Below are 21,924 nucleotides of genomic sequence, written 5' to 3' on the forward strand. Positions count from 1 at the left end.
GCCTCACCCCCCCCCCCAACAACCGCACCGGTTTGCCGCCGCGATTGAACGCCTGCGTCAGCATCAACTGGTAACTGCCCAGGTCACGCCCTGCCCCGGCCTGTTCCAGCGTGGTCTGGGTGAAATCATGAAATTTGACTTTGACGAACGGCTTGCCCGGTCGATAACTGCTGTCGATCCGCGCCATGCGGGTTTTCAGGGTATCGAGCAACTCGGGCAATTTTTCCAGGCAACTGCGCAAGTCCGGCAGATCAACGTCGTAGGTGTTTTCCACGCTGATCGACTGACGCCGGCTGTCGTTGTGCACCAGCCGGTCATCGATTCCACGGGCGAGATTCCACAAGCGCTCGCCGAAACTGCCGAATTCGCGCACCAGCGCCAGCCTGCCCCACTCGCGCAGATGCTGGCAGTCAACGATGCCAAGCTTGCCGAGCTTGTCGGCGGTGACCTTGCCGACGCCGTGCAGTTTGCTTACCGGCAGACCATTGACGAACTCCTCGACCTGATCCGGGGTGATCACGAACAAACCGTTGGGTTTTTTCCAGTCGCTGGCGATCTTCGCCAGAAACTTGTTCGGCGCAACGCCTGCGGAAACGGTGATGTGCAACTGATTGGAGACCCGGCGACGAATGTCCTGAGCGATGCGCGTGGCGCTGCCGCCGAAGTGCGCGCTGTCCGACACATCGAGGTAGGCCTCGTCCAGCGACAGGGGCTCGATCAGGTCGGTGTAATCGGCGAAGATCGTATGAATTTCTTTCGAAGCTTCGCGATAAGCCTCCATGCGCGGCTTGACGATGGTCAGGTCCGGGCACAATTTCAACGCGTGACCGGAAGCCATGGCCGAGCGCACACCATAGGCGCGCGCTTCATAGTTGCAGGTGGCGATCACCCCGCGCCGATCCGCCGAACCACCCACCGCCAACGGCTTGCCGGCCAGACGCGGATCATCGCGCATCTCGATGGCGGCGTAGAAACAGTCACAGTCGATGTGGATGATTTTTCGCTGGGTCATGTCGGAAAAAGACAACGTGGCAAGCCGGAGCGGCAGTATCTCATTGGCACCTGTATATAGCACCAGTGGTTGAATGTTCTTTTCCGACCGTAGGAGATTTCCGCTGAATTTATTTTTTCAATCACAGATCAAGGTGCAATAGAGCTGAAAGCCTTGCGCTACCTGCCCTGCGCGCCGGCCAACCGCCGCGAAAAGACGCTAAGCGCTTGAACCTCAACAGATTTATCCAGATCGACGGTTGACACACTCGCGAACCTCTGTAGAATGCCGCCACACAGACGCGGGATGGAGCAGTCTGGTAGCTCGTCGGGCTCATAACCCGAAGGTCGTCGGTTCAAATCCGGCTCCCGCAACCAAACATCAAAAAAGGCTACTCGAAAGAGTGGCCTTTTTTGTGCGCGTCTGTTTTGCAAACGGAAGCCCTGCTCAATCGCTAGCGAAACGGCAATTCGTTGCATTTCCGAAACTTACGCACCACCCGCGACCGTTTGCCGCGATTTCGCAGTTATTTGGCCCATTCCGGGATTAGCGGTTGACACCTCGTCGTTCGCCTGTAGAATGCCGCCACACAGACGCGGGATGGAGCAGTCTGGTAGCTCGTCGGGCTCATAACCCGAAGGTCGTCGGTTCAAATCCGGCTCCCGCAACCAAACATCAAAAAAGGCTACTCGAAAGAGTGGCCTTTTTTGTATCTGTTGAAAAAGTCCTTTCGCAACAATGATCTGTCACTGTGCAGTGAACCGCTGGGGATCATCAGAACCACTGACTTGCGACTATGCTTGAGTCGCAGACAGGGCTTCTGCAATCCAGGAACTGCCCTCGCCGATGCCCGACGAGAGGCGTAGTATTTTGTGATTATTTTTTTCTACAGGGATTGGTAACTTGGCTGGATACCTCCATCCTGTCGCGCACAATCCAAGAGGTGATTGATGCGCGCCAACTCGTCTGATCCACAAGACACCGTTACAGCAGAACAACCGATCAAACCCGAGCGTTTGCGCTGGCTGGATCGATTAAGCAAATACCGTCAGCCGATCGGTCTGGCCGTCACGTTGCTGCTGTTTGCCATTGCCCTGATTGCCTGCCGCCATCTGCTCGCCGAGCTTGATCTCGACGCGCTGCATGACTCGATTCTCGACGTGCCGAAACCGGCCCTGCTCGGCGCCATTGGCGCGACCGTGGTCGGTTTCATCATTCTGCTCGGCTATGAATGGTCGGCCAGCCGCTACGCTGGCGTAAAACTGCCGCCGCGCACCCTCGCGCTCGGCGGTTTCACCGCTTTTGCGATCGGCAATGCGATCGGCCTGTCGCTGCTGTCCGGCGGCTCGGTTCGTTATCGTTTATATGCGCGACTGGGCGTCGGTGCGTCGGAAGTCGCGCACATGACGCTATTTGCCAGCCTCTCGCTGGGCTGCGCATTGCCGCCACTGGCAGCGCTGGCCACGCTGAGCAACCTGCCCGCCGCCTCGCAAGCGCTGGGATTGTCCGAAGTCTTGCTCGGCTCGGTCGCCGCTGCCGTACTGATCCTCGGTGCAGTGCTGGCGATAGGCATCTATCGCCGTCGTCTGCCGGAACAACCCTACCCCGACAATCTGCTGGTTCGTGCCGGGCGGCGGACATTGCGCCTGCCGGGTCGACGCCTGACCTTGCTGCAACTGGTAATCACCGCCCTCGATGTCGCGGCTGCCGCCACCGTTCTGTATTTGTTGCTGCCGGAAGCGCCGCCGTTTGCGCCGTTCCTGCTGGTGTATCTGCTGGCACTGGCAGCGGGCGTGCTCAGTCACGTTCCGGGCGGCGTTGGTGTGTTCGAGGCGATTCTGCTCGCCGCGTTTGCCGACAAGCTCGGCGCCGCGCCGCTGGCAGCCGCACTGCTGCTGTATCGCCTGATCTACGTGGTGCTGCCGCTGCTGGTCGCTTGCGTACTGCTGCTGATCAACGAAGGCCAGCGCCTGTTTCAATCCCAGACCATGCGCGCCGCGTCCGGTCTGGCCGCGCCGGTTCTGGCGGTGCTGGTGTTTCTGTCTGGCGTGGTGCTGCTGTTTTCCGGCGCCACACCGGAAATCGACACGCGTCTGGAGCACATCGGCTTTCTGATCCCGCATCGTCTGGTCGATGCCTCGCACTTTGGCGCCAGCCTGATTGGCGTTTTGTGTCTGTTGCTCGCCCAAGGTCTGCGCCGACGCCTGTCGGCGGCGTGGATGCTGACCACCATTCTGCTGCTGGTCGGTGCCCTGCTCTCGCTGCTCAAAGGCTTCGACTGGGAAGAAGCCACGCTGATGACGTTTACGGCCGCGCTGCTCGGCGTGTTCCGCCGCTCCTTCTATCGCCCGAGCCGTTTGACCGAACTGCCGTTTTCGCCGCTGTATCTGGTCGCCAGTCTCTGCGTGCTGGGCGCTTCGGCCTGGTTGCTGCTGTTCGCCTATCAGGACGTACCCTACAGCCATCAGCTGTGGTGGCAGTTCACCCTCGATGCTGACGCGCCGCGTGGTCTGCGCTCGCTGCTCGGCGCGGCGGTGTTGCTGGTGATCATCTCCCTGACCTGGCTGCTGCGCACCGCGCGCCCGGTGATTCATTTGCCGACGCCGGACGAACTGGATCGCGCGGCAAAAATCCTCATGGTCTCGTCACAACCCGACGGCGGCCTCGCGCTGACCGGTGACAAGGCGTTGCTGTTTCATCCCAACGATGAGGCGTTCCTGATGTACGCCCGTCGTGGCCGCAGTCTGGTGGCGCTGTACGACCCGATCGGGCCGAGCCAGCAACGTGCGGAAATGATCTGGCAGTTCCGCGATCTCTGCGACATCCACCACACGCGCCCCGTGTTCTATCAAGTGCGCGCGGAGAACCTGCCGTACTACATGGACATCGGCCTGACTGCGATCAAGCTCGGCGAAGAAGCCCGGGTCGATCTGCTGCGCTTCGATCTGGAAGCCAAGGGCAAGGAGATGAAGGACCTGCGCTACACCTGGAACCGTGGCACCCGCGATGGTCTGTCGCTGGAAATCCATGAGCCGGGGCAGGCGGCGATGGACGAGCTGAAAGTGATTTCCGATGCCTGGCTGGCCGGCAAGAACGTGCGCGAGAAAGGCTTCTCCCTCGGCCGTTTCAGCGACGATTACCTGAAGCATTTCCGCATTGCGGTGATTCGCTTCGAAGGCCGCCCGGTAGCGTTCGCCAATCTGCTCGAGACCTACAGCCACGACCTGGCCAGTCTCGACCTGATGCGCGCGCACCCGGAAGCGCCGAAGCTGACCATGGAATTCATGATGGTCGGCCTGATTCAACACTATAAGAGTCACGGATACGCGCGCTTCAGCCTGGGCATGGTGCCGTTGTCGGGGCTGCAACCCCGGCGCGGCGCACCGCTGACCCAGCGCCTGGGCTCGATGGTTTTCCGCCGTGGTGAGCAGCTGTACAACTTCCAAGGCTTGCGCCGCTTCAAAGACAAGTTCCAGCCCGACTGGGAACCCCGTTATATGGCCGTGCCCGCCGGACTCGATCCGCTCGTGGCACTGGCCGACACTGCTGCCCTGATCGCGGGCGGCTTGACTGGATTGGTGAAACGCTGATGATTCAACGCTCCCTGAAGTACATCCTGGCCGCCCTGCTGGTGCTGGCCGTGATTGCCGGCGGCGGTTACTGGTACCTCAAACGCCCGGCACCGGAACCGACCGTCGAACAACTGAAACCCGCCGATGGCACGGCCATGACCCGCGTGATCCCCGGCAACAAGCCGAAGGCTCAGGTGCTGGTGGCCGTCACCGACGAACAGAAGCTCTCCGAAAAACAACTGACCACCCTCAGCCGCAGCGCCTCGGCGCAGATCGTCCAGGTGATCCTGCCCAAGGACTGCCTGCTGCAAAGCCGCGCCCTGCAATCGGGCCTGCGTGAACTGAATGGCCCGGCCACCCTGGTCAGCGGCATCGGCCCAGGCGCTGTGCTGGCATGGCGCTGGCTGGCGGAACAGAAAGACGACAAGGCCCAGGCCATCTCCGTCGACTTGGCTCTGGAAAAGCCCGGCTGCACCCACCTGCTGCCGAAATCCGCCGCCCACGGCCACTGGCTGGTGGCGTGGAACGATAACCCGGACGACGCCAGCGCAGGTTTCGTACGCGATCAACCAAACGCCGAAACCAGCATCAGCGACTACGACATCAACCTGCCGCAAGTGTTGAACAACGAACTGCGCAAAATCCTCGTCGGCGGCGACAAGGCCAACGGTGGCCTGGCGATTCCGGTCGTGGAAGTGCCGGCCGGTCAGGCCAACGACACCGTGACCCTGTTTCTCTCCGGCGACGGCGGCTGGCGTGACCTCGACCGCGACGTGGCCGGGGAAATGGCCAAGATCGGCTACCCGGTGGTCGGCATCGACACCCTGCGCTACTACTGGCAACACAAGAGCCCGGAGCAAAGCGCGCTCGACCTCACCGAACTGATGCAGCACTACCGGCAGAAATGGGGCACCAAACGCTTCATCCTCACCGGCTATTCGTTCGGCGCTGACGTACTCCCGGCGATCTACAACCGCCTGCCAGAGAACGAACAGCAACGCGTCGACGCCATCATCCTGCTCGCCTTCGCCCGCACCGGCAGCTTCGAAATCGAAGTCGAAGGCTGGCTCGGCAACGCCGGCAAAGAAGCCGCGACCGGCCCGGAAATGGCCAAGCTGCCGGCGGCGAAGGTTGTGTGCATTTATGGTGAAGAAGAGACCGACGAGAGCGGCTGCACCGACAAGACTGCTGTCGGCGAAGCGGTGAAACTGCCCGGCGGGCATCACTTTGATGAAAACTACCCGGCGCTGGCCAAGCGCTTGGTGGATTTGATCCAGAAGCGTCAGAGCAAGGATTCGGTCGCCGAAGAGTGATCTGAAGCGCATCCACAAAAAGCCCCCGCAACTTCGCAGTTACGGGGGCTTTTTACATCCCAACAGCCACCAAAATCCCTGTGGGAGCGAGCCTGCTCGCGAAAGCGGTGGGTCAGTTTACAGATTCGTCGACTGACACTACGCCTTCGCGAGCAGGCTCGCTCCTACAAGGGATGGCGCTGGATTCAGACAGCTCATCAGCCTTGCGGGCCAAGCTGAACATCTATCCACGTGACATCATCGTCGCCAACGCTAAAGTCGCTGTCCGGCGCCGCCAACAAAATGCTTTGCTGGGCTTGCGTCAAGTCCGCCCAGAAGCCATCAGTGACAAATACCAAGCGCTCAACAGCCTCCAGTGCACACCAAACAAAGTCAGGGTTCGGAACCCGATTGATCTTCAAGCATCGTGTTACCGAATTTCGCGCGGGGTCTCGCGCCAACTCACAGTGCGAACGGTCGCGCCGCCAATTGGCCTTGCAGTGAGGTGGCGTAATCCACTCGATGGCTCCCGCCAGTGTTGCAATCCCGCATGAACAGTCACCTTCGTATGCAACGGTGAGTCGGTCATGAGCGACCAAGCCAATCAGGTAACAGATGGCTCCCGTCTGATCAGCAGGCAACGACGCATGAAAATCCGCCAGTATTGAAGCCAATAGACGCTCAACAGTTCCGGGGTCTGCAGGATAGCCCCCCAGCTCCATCCGTGTGGAATGAGCCGCCAACATGCCGCTTACGAAGCTTTCAGCCAGCTGTCCACTGCCGCGCCTGGAAGTGCCATCCGCGACAACAAAAAAACCACCCTCCCCCTCACAGGTCGCTCCGGCATAGTCATTATTTGCCCTGCTGGCTTGCCCAGTGATTGATCGGGAGTGGTATCTCATGCGCTGGCCAGCGCTTTCATACGCCTGTGAATAATCTGCCCTCTGCCTGGATTCGCCTGCACCGAGCCTGAACTTTCGATCACGTAGCCAACCCCATCGAGCGCCATCAGCTTCTGGACTCCCTCTGTAATGAATGCCTTGAGGTCCTTGTCAGCCTGGACCACCTCCTCCAACAGCTCAGGCCGACCATCGATCAAGATGATCATATCCTCGACATCCTTGTGATAAGGATCGCCATTTCCCCGACCGGCGAAAGCTTCCAGTTTCGTCGCGAGAAAATACGCGGGCTGGAATATCTGGATGGCAGTGCCGCTGGGCAGGGTGAATTTATCCGCCCTCGCCAGCCCCTCGACGAACCAGCGGTTGGCATAGCCGAGCACTGCAGGGTCGGAAGGCATGACATCCACGACAACGTCATTGAAGCGAAAACGACAATTCACCTCGTCCTCACCCGTGATCTTGAATCCCTTGGCCGCCAGCCGTTCGGTGAGTTGGTTCCAGGCGCTGATACCGGCCAACTCGATCACTAGATCAACGTCATCAGTGAAACGAATGTCGTCCAGCACGGCTGTATCTGTAACCAGCATGGCGGTTGTGCAACCGCCAACAAAAGCAACTTCGGCGAGAAACGCCTCGCCCAAGCCTCCAGCCACGAACTCAATGAGTTCGTAGTTGTGATCCGCGTTTGACGACATGTTATTTCAGCCCCATCCCTGCCTTCAGAATACTGATTGCCACACCACACTCACGCGGACCACCCAGACGGATTGCATCAGCGAGCGCCAGATAGTGGTAAAGAATCCGGTCTTTTTTCACCGCTTCCGGCACTGTTTTGTAAAGCGGCTCTATCGCTTGGCCTCGCTCGGTTCCCTGAGCATCCGGCCAGACCGGAATCAAACCACCCGCACTCTTGATGCTTTTGGACAGCGCAGGCGCCGCAAAGCCTGTGGGTATGCCACGAACCATCGCGCCAGGCTTGACCGGGAAGAAGTACTTCAGCGCGTACTCGGTAATTTTCAGCAGTTCCCGGCGGTGCACTTTGGCAAGCCCGGTGTCGTAGTCATGGATGAGCAATCCGGATTCCCGGCATCGGGCGAGAGCATTTGAGACTTCGCTTTTGCTCAGTCCGAGAGAGGCAGACAGCGCACGCAGAGAGTACCGATCGCTCCAACTTGTCAGCGGTGGATCAGATGCTGGTTCCGCCCATCCCTCCCAGCCTGGCCCATCAGCGAAAGGCGAATCGAGTTCGCTGCGATGGAAGATTGTGTCTTCCCCATCAGTGGAGTAGGTGACCAATGGCTTCCCCACACTCTCCCCTGCGGTCATTGGGCTGACGACATAAGGCCTGAGCAGCTCTTCGACCCTGTCCGAATTCGATTCGGCCTCCATCTCCCCCAAGAGGTTCTCTTCCTGAGCGTGGAGACTGGCCATCTTGAACAAAAGTAAAATGTCTTGACTCTTCATTTAGCTCAAAACCTCAAGTGTCCACATTCCATAAAACGTGGACACTTGTCTCACTGCCGATGCCGGGTCGTCAAGCCCTTGGGTCGATCACTAATCGCTGCATACCTTGCCCGCATATCGTCATGGCTGATTGCGCGGACCAAATCAAAGATGAGCAATCGTTCACTGGTCTTCTTCTCGATCCGAAGCTCCTCTGGTTCATCCTGTACTTCTTGTTCCGCTGATGCCGTCATACGAACCTGAATGCTGTGCACACGTCGGTTCGTACGTGACGTTTAGTATCGTTTACTTCCAGTCTCGCAATATCAGATGACGCCCACAGACCTTGTAGGCAAACTCCGAAACTCTTGTTGGGGCGCTGTGCCGCTCTATTGCGCTGTTTTTCGACGGGATACTCTCCGGACGTCGCTGACCCATTCAGCGATCGGGTGTGGTAACCCGGAGAAACCATCGCAACAGCGCGCTCCTCAAGTTATGGCGGCTGTGCGTGGGACGCCTTCGGGCGTGCCGGTTTCCTTGGTTCCCGGTTTACCACCCTGCGTACAGTTGCCTCCCTTTCGCGTGGTAACGAAAGTCGCGGCGCTTCGAACTAAGGAGTAACACGATGACCGAACCTGATCTGCACGGACTCGCTAGCGTTAAAACCATCGGCTTCACCCCTTTCCTCTACAACTCGGATCAAGCGTTCTTCAACGTCCGCTCCGGCGTCCCGATCATCAATGCCTTGTCCCAATCCTCCGACCTGCTGTCCCTTGCCAAATCCTTCGCAGAAGACGCTGCTTTCAACAGAGACACCGACCGCCATGCCTGGGCTGCGCATTACCTGACGGTGATGGGCAAAGCCTTGGTTGATGACGTGATCCAAGCGCTGATCCCACGACCTGCGCGGACGAAGACTGAATCTGAAAAAGAATTACCTGATAGCCCCTAACACCGCAGACCCTTGAGGGAGCGAGCCTGCTCGCGAATGCGGTGGTTCAGCCACCACATGCTTCGACTGGCACTAAGCCTTCGCGAGCAGGCTCGCTCCCACAGGGGATATACGATGGATTGAAAGTTTATGTGCAGGCACAAAAAAGCCCCCGCCAGCCACAAGGCTGACGGGGGCTTTTCAATTGCGGCGGGGCTTACATCTCGACCTGCGTCCCCAACTCAATCACTCGGTTCAGCGGTAGATTAAAGAACCTCAAGTTCCCATTGGCATTCTTCAACATGAACGCAAACAGCGCCTCTCGCCATCGCGCCATCCCCTCGAGTTTCGAGGCAATTACCGTCTCGCGACTGAGGAAGTAGGTCGTGCGCATCGGGCTGAAGTCCAGATCATCCAGATGACACAGCTTCAGCGCTTGCGGCACGTCGGGCTCGTCGGTGAAACCGAAATGCAGGATCACCCGGAAGAAACCCTCTCCGTGCGCTTCGACCTCGAAGCGCCGCGATGGCGGCACACGCGGGATGTCTTCGTAGACCACCGTCAGCAACACCACTTGCTCATGCAGCACCTGGTTGTGCAGCAGGTTGTGCAGCAGCGCGTGGGGCACGGCGTCGGAGCGGGCGGTGAGGAACACCGCTGTGCCCTGCACGCGATGCGGCGGTTGCACGCGGATGCTGCTGATGAAGATCGGCAGCGGCAGCGCGCCTTCGTCGAGGCGTTCGACCAGCAGTTGTTTGCCGCGCTTCCAGGTGGTCATCAGCACGAACAGGGCGATACCGGCGATCACCGGGAAGGCGCCGCCCTGAACGATTTTCGGCACGTTGGCGGCGAAGTACAGACCGTCCACCAACAGGAAGCCAAGCAACACCGGCACCGCGAGGATCGGTGGCCACTTCCACAGCAGCAGCATGACCGCCGACACCAGAATGGTGGTCATCAGCATCGTGCCAGTCACTGCCACGCCGTAGGCCGAGGCCAGTGCACCGGAGGATTCGAAGCCCAGCACCAACAGGACCACGCCGACCATCAGCGCCCAGTTCACCGCGCCGATGTAGATCTGGCCCTGCTCGTCGCTGGAGGTGTGCTGGATGTACATGCGCGGGATGTAACCGAGCTGGATCGCCTGACGGGTCAGGGAGAACGCGCCGGAAATCACCGCTTGCGAAGCGATCACCGTGGCCAGGGTGGAAAGGCCGACCAGCGGAATCAGCGCCCAGCTCGGTGCCAGCAGGTAGAACGGGTTACGCGCGGCGTCAGGGTTTTCCAGCAGCAACGCGCCCTGGCCAAAGTAATTCAGCACCAGCGCCGGCAGCACCAGCAGGAACCAGGCGCGAGCGATCGGCTTGCGGCCGAAGTGGCCCATGTCGGCGTACAGCGCTTCGGCGCCGGTCAGCGCCAGCACTACCGCGCCGAGAATTGCGACGCCCATGCCCGGGTGCACGACGAAAAAATTCACCGCCCACATCGGGTTCAGTGCGTGCAGCACTTCCGGGGTGTGGCTGATGCCGTACACACCGAGGGCGCCGAGGACGAGGAACCAGGTGACCATGATCGGCCCGAACAGAATGCCGATCCGCGCGGTACCGTGGCGCTGAATCAGAAACAGCGCGACCAGCACGACCAGCGACAGCGGCACCACCCAGTGATCGATGCCTTCAAACGCCAGGCCGAGGCCTTCGATCGCCGACAGCACCGAAATGGCCGGGGTGATCATGCTGTCGCCGTAGAACAGCGCCGCACCAATCAGCCCGCACACCACCAACAGCGTGCGCAGGCGCTTGCGCCCCGCCGCTGCCCGCCGTGCCAGTGCCGTCAGGGCCATGATGCCGCCCTCGCCCTGGTTGTCGGCGCGCAGGACGAACATCATGTACTTGATCGAGACCACCCAGATCAGCGACCAGAAGATCAACGACAGAATGCCCAGCACGCCGTCGTGATTGACCGGCACACCATAACCGCCGGAAAACACTTCCTTGAGGGTGTACAACGGGCTTGTGCCGATGTCGCCATAAACTACCCCGACTGCCGCGACCAGCATGCTCAGCGGTCTGCTTGCCGAACCCTCGGCGCCCGCCGCATGACTACTTGCCTGACCCATCCAACACTCCTGATCTCGATACCGGCTTCTCTGAGGGAAGCACTATGCTTTGAGTTGCAGCATGCGCTGTTTTACCTGTTGTTACAGACCAATGATTGACTGCACGAAATCGGTAAAGCTCAACGGCGCGAAGCATAGCGCAGCACTCGTCGTATTTCCCCGTATAAAGCTGGTCAAGTGCGTTGCCCGCCGCTAGAATTGCGCACTTTTTGATCAGAGGCGCATCTCAAGCGCCCATCCGTCAGCTGCCGCGCGTGGCCAGCGACGTCACAAAACACCGAGGTTAGACATGTCCACCACTCCTGCGCCGGCCAATCCAAAGGTTGGCTTTGTATCTCTGGGTTGCCCGAAAGCACTGGTCGACTCCGAGCGCATCCTGACCCAGCTGCGCATGGAAGGCTATGACGTGGTGTCCACCTATCAGGACGCCGACGTCGTGGTGGTCAACACCTGCGGCTTCATCGATTCGGCCAAGGCCGAGTCGCTGGAAGTGATCGGTGAAGCGATCAAGGAAAACGGCAAGGTCATCGTCACCGGTTGCATGGGCGTGGAAGAAGGCAATATCCGCGACGTGCACCCGAGCGTGTTGGCCGTGACCGGTCCGCAGCAGTACGAACAAGTGGTCAACGCCGTGCACGAAGTGGTGCCGCCGCGTCAGGATCACAACCCGCTGATCGACCTGGTGCCACCGCAAGGCATCAAGCTGACCCCGCGCCACTACGCGTACCTGAAGATTTCCGAAGGCTGCAACCACAGCTGCTCGTTCTGCATCATCCCGTCGATGCGCGGCAAACTGGTCAGCCGTCCGGTTGGCGATGTGCTCGACGAGGCGCAGCGCCTGGTCAAATCCGGCGTTAAAGAGCTGTTGGTGATCTCGCAAGACACCAGCGCCTACGGCGTCGACGTGAAATACCGCACCGGCTTCTGGAACGGCGCGCCGGTGAAAACCCGCATGACCGAGCTTTGCGAGGCGCTGAGCACCCTGGGCGTCTGGGTCCGCCTGCACTACGTTTATCCGTACCCGCACGTCGACGAGCTGATTCCACTGATGGCCGCCGGCAAGATCCTGCCGTACCTGGACATCCCGTTCCAGCACGCCAGCCCGAAAGTCCTGAAGTCGATGAAACGCCCGGCGTTCGAAGACAAGACCCTGGCACGCATCAAGAACTGGCGCGAAATCTGCCCGGACCTGATCATCCGTTCGACCTTCATCGTCGGCTTCCCGGGCGAAACCGAAGAAGACTTCCAGTACCTGCTCAACTGGCTGACCGAAGCCCAGCTCGACCGCGTCGGCTGCTTCCAGTACTCGCCGGTGGACGGCGCGCCAGCGAATGATCTGGATCTGGAAGTGGTGCCGGACGACGTCAAGCAGGATCGCTGGGAGCGCTTCATGGCGCACCAGCAGGCGATCAGCTCGGCACGCCTGCAAATGCGCATCGGTCGTGAGATTGAAGTGCTGGTGGATGAAGTTGACGAGCAAGGTGCGGTCGGCCGTTGCTTCTTCGACGCCCCGGAAATCGATGGCAACGTGTTTATCGACAATGGCAGCAACCTGAAGCCGGGCGACAAGGTCTGGTGCAAGGTGACTGACGCCGACGAATACGACCTGTGGGCTGAGCAGATCTAAGCACCACAAAATACCTGTGGGAGCGAGCCTGCTCGCGAATGCGCTGGGTCAGTCGCTGCAAATATTGCCTGACACAATGCTTTCGCGAGCAGGCTCGCTCCCACAAGTGAATAGCGCTGTATCCAGAAGCCCCGCTCTTTTACGAGATGCGGGGCTTTTTTGCGGCTATCGTTTAGCGGGGGACGGACTCCCTTGAACCGCACAAGAGGCACACGCACATGCGTCAGCATTCGGTCATTCACACACCGAAAATCAGCGATTACGAAGAACTGACCCGGGTCTGGGAGGCCTCGGTCCGTGCGACTCACCAGTTCCTGCCGGACAGCTACATCGAGCTGCTGCGCAATCTGGTGCTCACCCGCTATCTTGATGCGGTCATGCTGATCTGCACCAAGGATCGCCAGCAGCGCATCACCGGTTTTGCCGGTGTGGCGGCGGGCAAGATTGAAATGTTGTTCATCGATCCTGATCATCGTGGTCAAGGCTTGGGCAAGCAGTTGCTCCGATATGCGATCGAACGGCTCAACGCCGATGAACTCGACGTCAATGAGCAGAACCCGCAAGCCTTGGGCTTTTATGAAAAGCAGGGATTTGAAGTGATCGGCCGCTCCGAGGTCGATGGCATGGGCCAGCCGTATCCGCTGCTGCATATGCGCTTGCGGCAGTCCCAACAGCGCTCAAGTAACGGCTGACACACCATGGAACCCTGTGGGAGCGAGCCTGCTCGCGAATGCGGTGTATCAGTCACTGCACACATAGACTGGCAGGACGCCTTCGCGAGCAGGCTCGCTTCCACATTGAATATAGCGCCTGCAAATGGAACCGGGCTTAACCGCTTCCACACAGGTACAATGCCCACCCCTTTTTTGTTACGGCCCCGTCATGACTGACCCGATTCGCCTCTCCAAACGCCTCATCGAACTGGTCGGTTGCTCACGCCGGGAGGCCGAGCTGTTCATCGAGGGCGGCTGGGTCACCGTGGACGGCGAAGTCATCGATGAGCCGCAATTCAAGGTCGGCGAGCAAAAGGTCGAGCTCGACAAGGACGCCAGGGCCACCGCGCCGGAGCCGGTGACCATCCTGCTTAACGCGCCCGCCGGCATGGATGTCGACAGCGCCATGCAAACGCTCAGCGCCGAAACCCTCAGCGAAGAGCATCGCTACGGCAAGCGTCCGTTGCGCGGGCATTTCCTGCGCCTGACCGCCAGCGCCGACCTGCAGCCCAAGGCCAGCGGCCTGCTGGTGTTCACCCAGGACTGGAAAATCCTGCGCAAGCTCACCGCTGACGCGGCGAAGATCGAGCAGGAATACATCGTCGAAGTCGAAGGTGAGATGGCTGCCCACGGCCTCAACCGTTTACAGCATGGCCTGACCCACAAGGGCAAGGAGCTGCCGCCAGTCAAGGCCAGCTGGCAGAACGAAAACCGTCTGCGCTTCGCCATGAAAAACCCGCAGCCGGGAATCATCGCGCAGTTCTGCGAAGCGGTCGGCCTGAAGGTCATCGGCATCCGCCGCATCCGCATCGGCGGCGTGTCGATCGGCAAGGTCCCGCTCGGCCAATGGCGCTACCTGTCCGGCAAAGAGAAGTTTTAAGACTTCCTCTGCCGCCCCACATTCCGGCAGCGCCCGCGAGCGCTGCCCACAACGCATCAGGAATACCGACATGGTTCATAACGACGTACTGCGCAGCGTGCGCTACATGCTCGACATCAGCGACAAGAAAGTTGTCGAGATCATCAAACTGGGCGGCATGGACGTCACGCTCGCCGATGTCATCACCTGGCTCGACAAGAAAGAAGAAGATGAAGAAGGCTTCGTGCGCTGCCCGGACGAAGTCATCGCGCACTTCCTCGACGGCCTGGTGATCTTCAAGCGCGGCAAGGACGAAAGCCGTCCGCCGCAGCCGATCGAAGTGCCGGTGACCAACAACATCATCCTGAAAAAACTGCGCGTGGCCTTCGAACTGAAAGAAGACGACATGCACGCGATCCTCAAAGCCGCCGAGTTTCCGGTATCCAAGCCTGAACTGAGCGCGCTGTTCCGCAAGGTCGGCCACACCAACTACCGTCCTTGTGGCGACCAGTTGCTGCGTAATTTCCTCAAAGGGCTCACGCTGCGCGTGAGAGCCTGAAAACAGCTGCAAGCTGCAAGCTGCAAGCTACAAGCGGCAAGGCGGGGCACGGTGTTTGACTTGCCGCTTGTAGCTTGCAGCTTGCAGCTGGCCGCATGGCCTAGAGTGTACTGATCCCTAATCTTCAGGACTCGCCATGCATCCCTACTTCTCCCTGCAAGGCCGCACCGCTCTGGTGACTGGCGGTACTCGTGGTATCGGCAAAATGATCGCCAAGGCATTCGTCGAGGCCGGCGCCCATGTCTACGTGTGCTCGCGCGACGTCGAAGCCTGCCAGCAAACCGCTGAAGAACTTGGCGCCATGGGCATCTGCCACGGCGTGGCGGCGAATCTGGCCACTGAAGAAGGCGTGCGGGAACTGGCCGCGCGTCTGGGTGAGCAGATCACTCATCTGGACATTCTGGTGAACAACGCCGGCACCACGTGGGGCGCGCCGCTGGAGAGTTATCCGGTCAAGGGCTGGGAGAAAGTCATGCAGCTCAACGTGACCTCGGTGTTCAGTTGCATTCAGCAGTTCCTGCCGTTGCTGCGCAAGGCTGGTTCGGCGGCAAATCCGGCGCGGATCATCAATATCGGTTCGGTGGCGGGAATTTCTTCGTTTGGCGAGCAGGCTTACGCCTATGGGCCGAGCAAGGCCGCCCTGCATCAGTTGTCGCGCATTCTGGCGCGAGAACTGGTGAGCCAGCACATCAACGTCAACGTGATTGCGCCGGGTCGCTTTCCGAGCAAGATGACCCAGCATATTGGTAATGATGAACAGGCGTTGGCTGAGGATACGGCGCTGATTCCGATGAAGCGCTGGGGGCGTGAGGAAGAGATGGCGGCGCTGGCGATCAGCCTGGCGAGTACGGCGGGGGCTTATATGACCGGGAATATCATTCCGCTGGATGGTGGCTTCAGCCTCTGACATCGGCGGTGTGACTATCGCTGGCAAGCCAGCTCCCACAGGGTTCTTTGGTGTTTGAACAATCCAGGTTCACTCAAAAACCTGTGGGAGCTGGCTTGCCAGCGATGGCGTCCGCCCTGTCACCACCAGACTTGAAGCGAGCCGGGTTATCATGCCCGCCCTACCCGCTTCGATCCCAGACCATGACTTACAGCGTCTCCCCCATCGGCTTCGTGCGCTCCTGCTTCAAGGAGAAGTTCGCCATCCCCCGCCAGCCGCAACTGGCACCGGCCGCCCGTGGCGTGCTGGAACTGGTCGCGCCGTTCGATCAGGGTGACGCCGTGCAGGGCCTGGAACAGGTCAGTCATGTCTGGCTACTGTTTCTGTTCCATCAGGCACTGGAGGAAAAGCCACGCCTGAAAGTCCGTCCGCCGCGCTTGGGTGGCAACAAGTCGATGGGCGTATTCGCCACCCGCGCCACGCACCGCCCCAATGGCATCGGGCAGTCGGTGGTGAAGCTCGACAGGGTCGAAGGCAATCGGCTGTTTATCTCCGGGATCGATCTGCTCGACGGCACACCGGTGCTGGATATCAAACCGTACGTGCCGTACGCCGACATCATTCCCGGGGCAACCAATGACATCGCCAGCGCCGCGCCGCAGTTGATCGACGTGCAGTGGACGGATTCGGCTTTGAAACAGGCGCACGCCCACGCTCAGCGCCTCGATGAGCCGTTGGTTGAGCTGATCGAGCAGTGCCTGGCGCAGGATCCGCGCCCGGCGTATCAGACGCCGGCGCCGGAACGTGAATATGGTGCGCAGTTCTGGGACCTGGACGTGCGCTGGCATTACCCGACGCCCGAACAGATCCGCGTGCTGGAAGTCATCCCGGCCACAGCCTGAAACCGCGCCCAGTGTAGGAGCTGCCGAAGGCTGCGATCTTTTGATCTTGATTTTAAAAAGCAAGATCAAAAGATCGCAGCCTTCGGCAGCTCCTTGGATCGTGGCAGGCATGAAGGAAATGCTTCAGGCATAAAAAAGCCCCCATTGCCTGCAAGGCAATGGGGGCTCTCTGTGGCGCTTACTTCTCGACGAACGCACGCTCGATCAGGTAATCACCCGGCTCGCGCATCCGCGCCGAGATCTTCAGGCCGAAGCTGTCGAGCACTTCGCTGGTCTCGTCGAGCATGCTCGGGCTGCCGCAGATCATCGCGCGGTCGTCCTGCGGGTTGATCGGTGGCAGGCCGATGTCGCTGAACAGCTTGCCGCTGCGCATCAGGTCAGTCAGGCGGCCCTGATTCTCGAACGGCTCGCGGGTCACGGTCGGGTAGTAGATCAGCTTGTCACGCAGCGCCTCGCCAAAGAACTCGTTCTGCGGCAGGTGCTCGGTGATGAACTCGCGGTAGGCGACTTCGTTAACGTAACGTACGCCGTGAACCAGGATCACTTTCTCAAAGCGCTCGTAGGTTTCCGGGTCCTGAATGACGCTCATGAACGGCGCCAGACCGGTGCCGGTGCTCAGCAGGTACAGGTGCTTGCCCGGGTTCAGGTCATCAAGAACCAGCGTGCCGGTAGGCTTCTTCGAGATGATGATCTCATCGCCTTCCTTCAAGTGCTGCAGCTGGGAGGTCAGCGGACCGTCCTGCACTTTGATGCTGAAGAACTCGAGATGCTCTTCCCAGTTCGGGCTGGCGATCGAGTAAGCGCGCATAAGCGGGCGGCCGTTGGGCTGTTGCAGGCCGATCATCACGAACTGACCGTTCTCGAAGCGCAGGCCCGGATCGCGGGTGCACTTGAAGCTGAACAGAGTGTCGTTCCAGTGATGAACACTGAGGACACGCTCGTGGTTCATGTTGCTCATGTACGTTTGACTCCTGGAGATTGGTCTGCGCAGCTCAATAAGGCTCAACGTGCGCAATTGCATCGCATTCTAATAGCGACGACAATATCTGTTAACTGGATTATTAAGATAAGGGTTATCGGTTATATCGATATGCGATTTACTCTCCGTCAACTGCAAGTCTTCGTCGCCGTCGCCCAGCAGGAAAGCGTATCCCGTGCTGCGGGTCTGCTCAACCTCTCGCAATCGGCGGCCAGCACTTCGATCACCGAACTGGAGCGCCAGTCCAGCTGCCAACTGTTCGACCGCGCCGGCAAACGTCTGAGCCTCAACGCCCTCGGCAAACAACTGTTGCCGCAAGCGGTCGCCCTGCTCGACCAGGCCAAGGAAATCGAAGACCTGCTCAATGGCAAATCCGGTTTCGGCTCTTTATCAGTGGGGGCGACGCTGACCATTGGCAACTATCTGGCCACCCTGCTGATCGGCAGCTTCATGCAGCGCCACCCCGAAAGTCAGGTCAAGCTGCACGTGCAGAACACTGCCAATATCGTGCAACAAGTTGCCCACTACGAAATTGATCTGGGTCTGATTGAAGGCGATTGCAGCCACCCTGACATCGAAGTGCAGAGTTGGGTCGAGGATGAGCTGGTGGTGTTCTGCGCGCCGCAGCATCCGTTGGCCAAACGCGGCAGTGCGACAATGGAAGAGCTGACCCATGAGGCATGGATTCTGCGCGAGCAGGGTTCCGGCACGCGGCTGACCTTCGACCAAGCTATGCGTCACCATCGCAGCGCGCTGAACATTCGTCTCGAGCTGGAACACACCGAAGCGATCAAGCGCGCAGTGGAATCAGGGCTGGGGATTGGCTGCATTTCGCGGCTGGCGCTGCGCGATGCCTTCCGGCGCGGCAGTCTGGTGCCGGTGGAGACGCCGGATCTGGACCTGGCCCGGCAGTTCTATTTCATCTGGCACAAACAGAAGTACCAGACCTCGGCAATGCGCGAGTTTCTCGAGCTGTGCCGCGCTTTTACCGCCGGGGTGCAGCGCAGCGACGAGATCGTCTTGCCGACCATCGCTTAAAGCAGAATCACCGCCCACACCAGTCCGATCATGCTCAGCGCCACGAACTGCGCGGCGCTGCCCATGTCCTTGGCGTTCTTCGACAGCGGATGCAATTCCAGCGAGATGCGGTCAATGGCCGCTTCCACCGCCGAATTGAGCAGCTCGACAATCAGCGCCAGCAAGCAAACCGCGATCAACACCGCCTGCTCGACCCGGCTGACATTGAGGAAGAATGTCAGCGGAATCAGCACCACGTTGAGCAGCACCAGTTGGCGGAATGCCGCTTCGCCAGTGAAGGCGGCGCGCAGGCCATCGAGCGAATAGCCGGACGCGTTGAGGATGCGTTTCAGGCCGGTCTGGCCCTTGAAAGGTGACATAAGAAAGAAACCAGCCAAAGAGGTGTGGGGAAGCTAGATCAACGAAAGTCAAAAAAGCGTGAAACCGCCAGCCATCACTGGCTGGGAATTGACTCAAGTTGTTGCAGCAGTAAAGCCGCTTGCGTGCGAGTGCGCACGTTCAATTTGCGAAAGATCGCCGTGACGTGGGCCTTGATGGTCGCTTCCGACACGCTCAGCTCATAAGCGATCTGCTTGTTCAGCAGACCTTCGCAGACCATGGTCAGCACGCGGAACTGTTGCGGCGTCAGGCTGGCAAGGCCATCGCTGGCAGCTTTCGCTTCATCCGACACGCTCACTGCTTCGAACGCTTGCGGCGGCCAGAACACGTCGCCATCGAGCACCTTGCGCACCGCTTCCTGAATTACGCTCAGATCACTGGACTTGGGAATGAAGCCACTGGCGCCGAACTCGCGGGACTTGACCATCACCGAAGCTTCTTCCTGAGCCGAGACCATCACCACCGGAATCTGCGGATACTGCCCGCGCAGCAGCACCAGCCCGGAAAAACCATAGGCGCCGGGCATGTTCAGATCCAGCAGGACCAGATCCCAGTCAGCCTTCTCGGTCAGGCGGGCTTCCAGTTCGGCGATGCTCGCTACTTCCACCAGCCGCACGTCCGGGCCAAGGCCCAGCGTCACCGCTTGGTGCAGGGCGCTGCGAAACAGGGGGTGATCATCGGCAATCAGGATGTCGTATGTGGCCATTTTTCAAATGATCCTGTTTTTGATGGCAGACGCGGTAGATTCCGGTCTGGCCAAAGCAACTCGAGACAGCGCTTTCAAGCGATATCCGCAGGGGCACGTTCAACGCCAATCAACAGCAAACACGGCGTCTCAAACCTTGGCCGCACCCTAATCGGCGCCAAGCATGCCCAGCGCAGCCGGGGTGGTCAAGCAAGATGGCCAGCGCTGTCGACAGTATGGGCCACTATCGGGCCAACTCCGGCTGCGGCTTTCGTATATAGGGCAGCAGCTCGGCGTGAGCGGGCGTTGATTCATTCATGTCCAGTTGCTGCTTGGCACCGAGGTAATGCTGGCTGAACACATCGAAATAGGCGTCCAGCGCCGAGGCGGCATCGCTGTCACCGGCCAATTCCAGGCACAACGCCGCGACTTCGGCGGTGCACAGGTGCTCGCTGCGGGTCGAACGGCGCAGGCGATAGCGCGAGAGCTTGTCGGGCAGCAGGCTGAGGATCGGCAAGCGGTCGAAATATGGACTCTTGCGAAAGATCTTGCGCGCCTCGGTCCAGGTCGCATCCAGCAGTATGAACAGCGGGCGCTTGCTGCTATCGACTGTCACCGTGTTGGTCACCCGCGACGGTTCGACATACTCACCCGGAAACACCAGATACGGCTGCCACTGCGGATCGTTGAGCAGTTCAAGCATCTGCGGGTCGGGCTCGGTGCGTGACCAGATGAACGCATGGTTGTCGCGCACCACATCGGCAATCAGCCAACCGGTGTTGCTTGGCTTGAACACTTCCTTGCCGGTCATGATCAGGCACACGCCGGAACGGGTGTCGACGCTTGGCCGCCACGCGCACAGGCAATGACTGATGATGACCCGGCAATCGCGGCAACGCTCGGAGCGAAAGCCGCGCGCCTGAATCGGCTTGATGCCTTCGTCCTCACGCTGATCGCGCAGGCGGGCCACGGCGTTGGGGGCATGGATCATCGCAGGCAACACCGGCAGACAGGAAAACTCGACACGAACGACACTCGGCAGGGCAATAAAGGCCGGCAGTTTACCAGAGCGACGGCCACAAGCCTGTACCGTCCAGACCGGCTCACCTATAATTCGCCGCCACTGAACGCACCGCCCCGTGACGGGTCGAACCACCAGTCACCGAATCAGGAGAGTTTCATGCTGCGCCTTATCGTTCCCACCGCTGCCATTCTGCTGGCGTCGTCCTTTACCGCTCAGGCTGCGTCCCTGAGTGAGCAGAATCTGAACCGAGAGCTGCGCAACGTCGCCGCCCAAAGCAGCGTCGGCACGCCACGGGCGATCAATGAAGACATTCTTGATCAAGGCTACACCGTCGAAGGCACACAGCTGATCAACCATCTGAGCGTGCAGAAGAGCCACGCCGACAAGATGCGCGCCGATCCCAAGGCTGTGTATTTCCAGTTGGGCGCGTCGGTGTGCAACAACCCGTCGTACCGCAAGCTGATGGCCAAGGGCGCGATCATGCGTTACGACTTCACCGAAGTGAAAACCAACAAAGCGATCGGCTCGGCCAGCTACCAAGAATCCGATTGCCCGAAAGCCGCGCCAGCGAAAAAGAAGTAATCAGCGCGAAGCCTTGGCGCGCCGCTGTTCATCCTCGGCGCGCAGTTCCGCCACCAGCGCCTGCAGATAGCGCGAGCGACGCTCGCCGCCGGCCAATCGTCGGCAGCACTCTTCTTCGAGACTCAATTGATGCGTCTCGGCCGACTCCTGCAACATTCGATACAGCTGCGTATCGATCTCCAGAACCACTCTGACCATGCATCCCGCCTCCTTGCCACCCACGAATCCTTGAATTGCTTTGCCTTGCGCAAACGCAAGGTTGTCTTGCGACGTCTGTATTTGAGTAAATCAGAGTGATGGCCCTTTGCGATACGTTCAGACGAGCGGCGGGGCTTTGGCGCAAATCAGTAAGCGGTTGCCAGGCAAAACGTTACAGCGCACTGTTCAAGTCAGCGCGAATGCGTGCGAGGGTCTAGATTGAGAGTATTCCCGATCATTCGTT

Annotated in this window: 20 protein-coding genes and 2 tRNA genes; 13 read left to right on the plus strand and 9 right to left on the minus strand. The window is 59.8% G+C overall.

The window, feature by feature from the left end; all coding sequences use genetic code 11:
* Nucleotides 1–1,012, minus strand: a 1,012-nt coding sequence (gene dinB / locus D8U60_RS27080; RefSeq protein ID WP_130901371.1) for a DNA polymerase IV, incomplete at its 3' end; no start/stop codon positions are given.
* Nucleotides 1,013–1,291: 279 nt separating this feature from the next.
* On the opposite strand from dinB, the gene D8U60_RS27085 reads away from it, so the two are divergent.
* From D8U60_RS27085 to D8U60_RS27100, 4 genes are all read left to right on the plus strand, one after another.
* Nucleotides 1,292–1,368, plus strand: a tRNA-Met gene (locus D8U60_RS27085).
* A 217-nt stretch (nt 1,369–1,585) separates the two neighbouring features.
* Nucleotides 1,586–1,662, plus strand: a tRNA-Met gene (locus D8U60_RS27090).
* A 279-nt stretch (nt 1,663–1,941) separates the two neighbouring features.
* Nucleotides 1,942–4,581, plus strand: a complete 2,640-nt coding sequence (gene mprF / locus D8U60_RS27095; protein WP_130901372.1) for a bifunctional lysylphosphatidylglycerol flippase/synthetase MprF — start codon at nt 1,942–1,944, stop codon at nt 4,579–4,581.
* Nucleotides 4,581–5,876, plus strand: a complete 1,296-nt coding sequence (locus D8U60_RS27100; RefSeq protein ID WP_122610668.1) for an AcvB/VirJ family lysyl-phosphatidylglycerol hydrolase — start codon at nt 4,581–4,583, stop codon at nt 5,874–5,876. Before mprF ends, D8U60_RS27100 begins: the two co-directional genes overlap by 1 nt.
* Before the next feature lie 877 nt (nt 5,877–6,753).
* Here D8U60_RS27100 and D8U60_RS27115 read toward each other — a convergent pair.
* A complete protein-coding gene (locus D8U60_RS27115) occupies nt 6,754–7,452 on the minus strand; it encodes a hypothetical protein (protein ID WP_123442998.1) in 699 nt (232 codons plus the stop codon).
* Between the two features lies 1 nt (nt 7,453).
* On the minus strand, nt 7,454–8,221 hold the full coding sequence (locus D8U60_RS27120) for a MarR family transcriptional regulator (RefSeq protein ID WP_076566213.1): 768 nt from the start codon (nt 8,219–8,221) through the stop codon (nt 7,454–7,456).
* Nucleotides 8,222–8,825: 604 nt separating this feature from the next.
* On the opposite strand from D8U60_RS27120, the gene D8U60_RS27130 reads away from it, so the two are divergent.
* Nucleotides 8,826–9,152, plus strand: coding sequence for a DUF3077 domain-containing protein (locus D8U60_RS27130; protein ID WP_130901374.1), 327 nt, complete (start codon nt 8,826–8,828; stop codon nt 9,150–9,152).
* Nucleotides 9,153–9,348: 196 nt separating this feature from the next.
* On the opposite strand, the gene D8U60_RS27135 is transcribed toward D8U60_RS27130, so the two are convergent.
* A complete protein-coding gene (locus D8U60_RS27135) occupies nt 9,349–11,250 on the minus strand; it encodes a potassium transporter Kup (RefSeq protein WP_024011888.1) in 1,902 nt (633 codons plus the stop codon).
* 289 nt (nt 11,251–11,539) lie between these two features.
* On the opposite strand from D8U60_RS27135, the gene rimO reads away from it, so the two are divergent.
* From rimO to tsaA, 6 genes are all read left to right on the plus strand, one after another.
* On the plus strand, nt 11,540–12,877 hold the full coding sequence (gene rimO, locus D8U60_RS27140) for a 30S ribosomal protein S12 methylthiotransferase RimO (protein WP_024011887.1): 1,338 nt from the start codon (nt 11,540–11,542) through the stop codon (nt 12,875–12,877).
* 218 nt (nt 12,878–13,095) lie between these two features.
* Complete coding sequence (locus D8U60_RS27150; RefSeq protein ID WP_073475936.1) at nt 13,096–13,569, plus strand: GNAT family N-acetyltransferase; 474 nt, start codon at nt 13,096–13,098, stop codon at nt 13,567–13,569.
* A gap of 190 nt (nt 13,570–13,759) precedes the next feature.
* Nucleotides 13,760–14,470, plus strand: coding sequence for an rRNA pseudouridine synthase (locus tag D8U60_RS27160; RefSeq protein WP_130901375.1), 711 nt, complete (start codon nt 13,760–13,762; stop codon nt 14,468–14,470).
* Between the two features lie 70 nt (nt 14,471–14,540).
* The gene (locus D8U60_RS27165; RefSeq protein ID WP_016771408.1) at nt 14,541–15,008 is read left to right on the plus strand and encodes a DUF1456 family protein; all 468 of its coding nucleotides are present in this window, start codon (nt 14,541–14,543) and stop codon (nt 15,006–15,008) included.
* A 136-nt stretch (nt 15,009–15,144) separates the two neighbouring features.
* On the plus strand, nt 15,145–15,915 hold the full coding sequence (locus D8U60_RS27170; RefSeq protein WP_130901376.1) for an SDR family oxidoreductase: 771 nt from the start codon (nt 15,145–15,147) through the stop codon (nt 15,913–15,915).
* Between the two features lie 182 nt (nt 15,916–16,097).
* Nucleotides 16,098–16,796 (plus strand): tRNA (N6-threonylcarbamoyladenosine(37)-N6)-methyltransferase TrmO, encoded by a 699-nt coding sequence (gene tsaA / locus D8U60_RS27175; RefSeq protein WP_130901377.1) that lies wholly within the window; start codon nt 16,098–16,100, stop codon nt 16,794–16,796.
* Between the two features lie 178 nt (nt 16,797–16,974).
* Here the strand turns inward: tsaA and fpr are convergent, their stop codons facing one another.
* A complete protein-coding gene (gene fpr / locus D8U60_RS27185; protein ID WP_007908723.1) occupies nt 16,975–17,754 on the minus strand; it encodes a ferredoxin-NADP reductase in 780 nt (259 codons plus the stop codon).
* Between the two features lie 132 nt (nt 17,755–17,886).
* Between fpr and D8U60_RS27190 the strand changes: the two genes are divergently transcribed.
* A complete protein-coding gene (locus D8U60_RS27190; RefSeq protein WP_024011881.1) occupies nt 17,887–18,813 on the plus strand; it encodes a LysR family transcriptional regulator in 927 nt (308 codons plus the stop codon).
* Here D8U60_RS27190 and D8U60_RS27195 read toward each other — a convergent pair.
* The 3 genes from D8U60_RS27195 to D8U60_RS27205 all read right to left on the minus strand — a co-directional run bounded on the left by D8U60_RS27195 (nt 18,810) and on the right by D8U60_RS27205 (nt 20,867).
* On the minus strand, nt 18,810–19,172 hold the full coding sequence (locus D8U60_RS27195; RefSeq protein ID WP_016771411.1) for a diacylglycerol kinase: 363 nt from the start codon (nt 19,170–19,172) through the stop codon (nt 18,810–18,812). The genes D8U60_RS27190 and D8U60_RS27195 overlap by 4 nt on opposite strands.
* A 74-nt stretch (nt 19,173–19,246) precedes the next feature.
* Nucleotides 19,247–19,897, minus strand: coding sequence for a response regulator transcription factor ErdR (gene erdR / locus D8U60_RS27200; protein ID WP_016771412.1), 651 nt, complete (start codon nt 19,895–19,897; stop codon nt 19,247–19,249).
* A 223-nt stretch (nt 19,898–20,120) separates the two neighbouring features.
* Nucleotides 20,121–20,867 (minus strand): tRNA-uridine aminocarboxypropyltransferase, encoded by a 747-nt coding sequence (locus D8U60_RS27205; RefSeq protein ID WP_071174575.1) that lies wholly within the window; start codon nt 20,865–20,867, stop codon nt 20,121–20,123.
* A 189-nt stretch (nt 20,868–21,056) separates the two neighbouring features.
* Here D8U60_RS27205 and D8U60_RS27210 point away from each other — a divergent pair, with 189 nt between their 5' ends.
* Entirely contained in the window at nt 21,057–21,482 is a 426-nt protein-coding gene (locus tag D8U60_RS27210) for a PA3611 family quorum-sensing-regulated virulence factor (RefSeq protein WP_007908738.1), read from the plus strand.
* Here the strand turns inward: D8U60_RS27210 and D8U60_RS27215 are convergent, their stop codons facing one another.
* Nucleotides 21,483–21,680 carry a hypothetical protein gene (locus D8U60_RS27215; protein WP_016770569.1) on the minus strand — a complete coding sequence of 66 codons (198 nt, stop codon included), beginning with the start codon at nt 21,678–21,680 and terminating at the stop codon, nt 21,483–21,485.
* Nucleotides 21,681–21,924 lie beyond the last annotated feature (244 nt).

Origin of the sequence: Pseudomonas sp. Sample_11, from assembly GCF_004307505.1 — a bacterium.
Taxonomy (GTDB): Bacteria; Pseudomonadota; Gammaproteobacteria; order Pseudomonadales; family Pseudomonadaceae; genus Aquipseudomonas; species Aquipseudomonas atacamensis.

What these genes read in the sequence shown, in the direction of transcription:
- mprF (WP_130901372.1), top strand. Translation starts at nt 1,942, where the DNA reads ATGCGCGCCAACTCGTCTGATCCACAAGACACCGTTACAGCAGAACAA.
- D8U60_RS27100 (WP_122610668.1), top strand. Translation starts at nt 4,581, where the DNA reads ATGATTCAACGCTCCCTGAAGTACATCCTGGCCGCCCTGCTGGTGCTG.
- D8U60_RS27115 (WP_123442998.1), bottom strand. Translation starts at nt 7,452, where the DNA reads ATGTCGTCAAACGCGGATCACAACTACGAACTCATTGAGTTCGTGGCT.
- D8U60_RS27120 (WP_076566213.1), bottom strand. Translation starts at nt 8,221, where the DNA reads ATGAAGAGTCAAGACATTTTACTTTTGTTCAAGATGGCCAGTCTCCAC.
- D8U60_RS27130 (WP_130901374.1), top strand. Translation starts at nt 8,826, where the DNA reads ATGACCGAACCTGATCTGCACGGACTCGCTAGCGTTAAAACCATCGGC.
- D8U60_RS27135 (WP_024011888.1), bottom strand. Translation starts at nt 11,250, where the DNA reads ATGGGTCAGGCAAGTAGTCATGCGGCGGGCGCCGAGGGTTCGGCAAGC.
- rimO (WP_024011887.1), top strand. Translation starts at nt 11,540, where the DNA reads ATGTCCACCACTCCTGCGCCGGCCAATCCAAAGGTTGGCTTTGTATCT.
- D8U60_RS27150 (WP_073475936.1), top strand. Translation starts at nt 13,096, where the DNA reads ATGCGTCAGCATTCGGTCATTCACACACCGAAAATCAGCGATTACGAA.
- D8U60_RS27160 (WP_130901375.1), top strand. Translation starts at nt 13,760, where the DNA reads ATGACTGACCCGATTCGCCTCTCCAAACGCCTCATCGAACTGGTCGGT.
- D8U60_RS27165 (WP_016771408.1), top strand. Translation starts at nt 14,541, where the DNA reads ATGGTTCATAACGACGTACTGCGCAGCGTGCGCTACATGCTCGACATC.
- D8U60_RS27170 (WP_130901376.1), top strand. Translation starts at nt 15,145, where the DNA reads ATGCATCCCTACTTCTCCCTGCAAGGCCGCACCGCTCTGGTGACTGGC.
- tsaA (WP_130901377.1), top strand. Translation starts at nt 16,098, where the DNA reads ATGACTTACAGCGTCTCCCCCATCGGCTTCGTGCGCTCCTGCTTCAAG.
- fpr (WP_007908723.1), bottom strand. Translation starts at nt 17,754, where the DNA reads ATGAGCAACATGAACCACGAGCGTGTCCTCAGTGTTCATCACTGGAAC.
- D8U60_RS27190 (WP_024011881.1), top strand. Translation starts at nt 17,887, where the DNA reads ATGCGATTTACTCTCCGTCAACTGCAAGTCTTCGTCGCCGTCGCCCAG.
- D8U60_RS27195 (WP_016771411.1), bottom strand. Translation starts at nt 19,172, where the DNA reads ATGTCACCTTTCAAGGGCCAGACCGGCCTGAAACGCATCCTCAACGCG.
- erdR (WP_016771412.1), bottom strand. Translation starts at nt 19,897, where the DNA reads ATGGCCACATACGACATCCTGATTGCCGATGATCACCCCCTGTTTCGC.
- D8U60_RS27205 (WP_071174575.1), bottom strand. Translation starts at nt 20,867, where the DNA reads ATGATCCATGCCCCCAACGCCGTGGCCCGCCTGCGCGATCAGCGTGAG.
- D8U60_RS27210 (WP_007908738.1), top strand. Translation starts at nt 21,057, where the DNA reads ATGCTGCGCCTTATCGTTCCCACCGCTGCCATTCTGCTGGCGTCGTCC.
- D8U60_RS27215 (WP_016770569.1), bottom strand. Translation starts at nt 21,680, where the DNA reads ATGGTCAGAGTGGTTCTGGAGATCGATACGCAGCTGTATCGAATGTTG.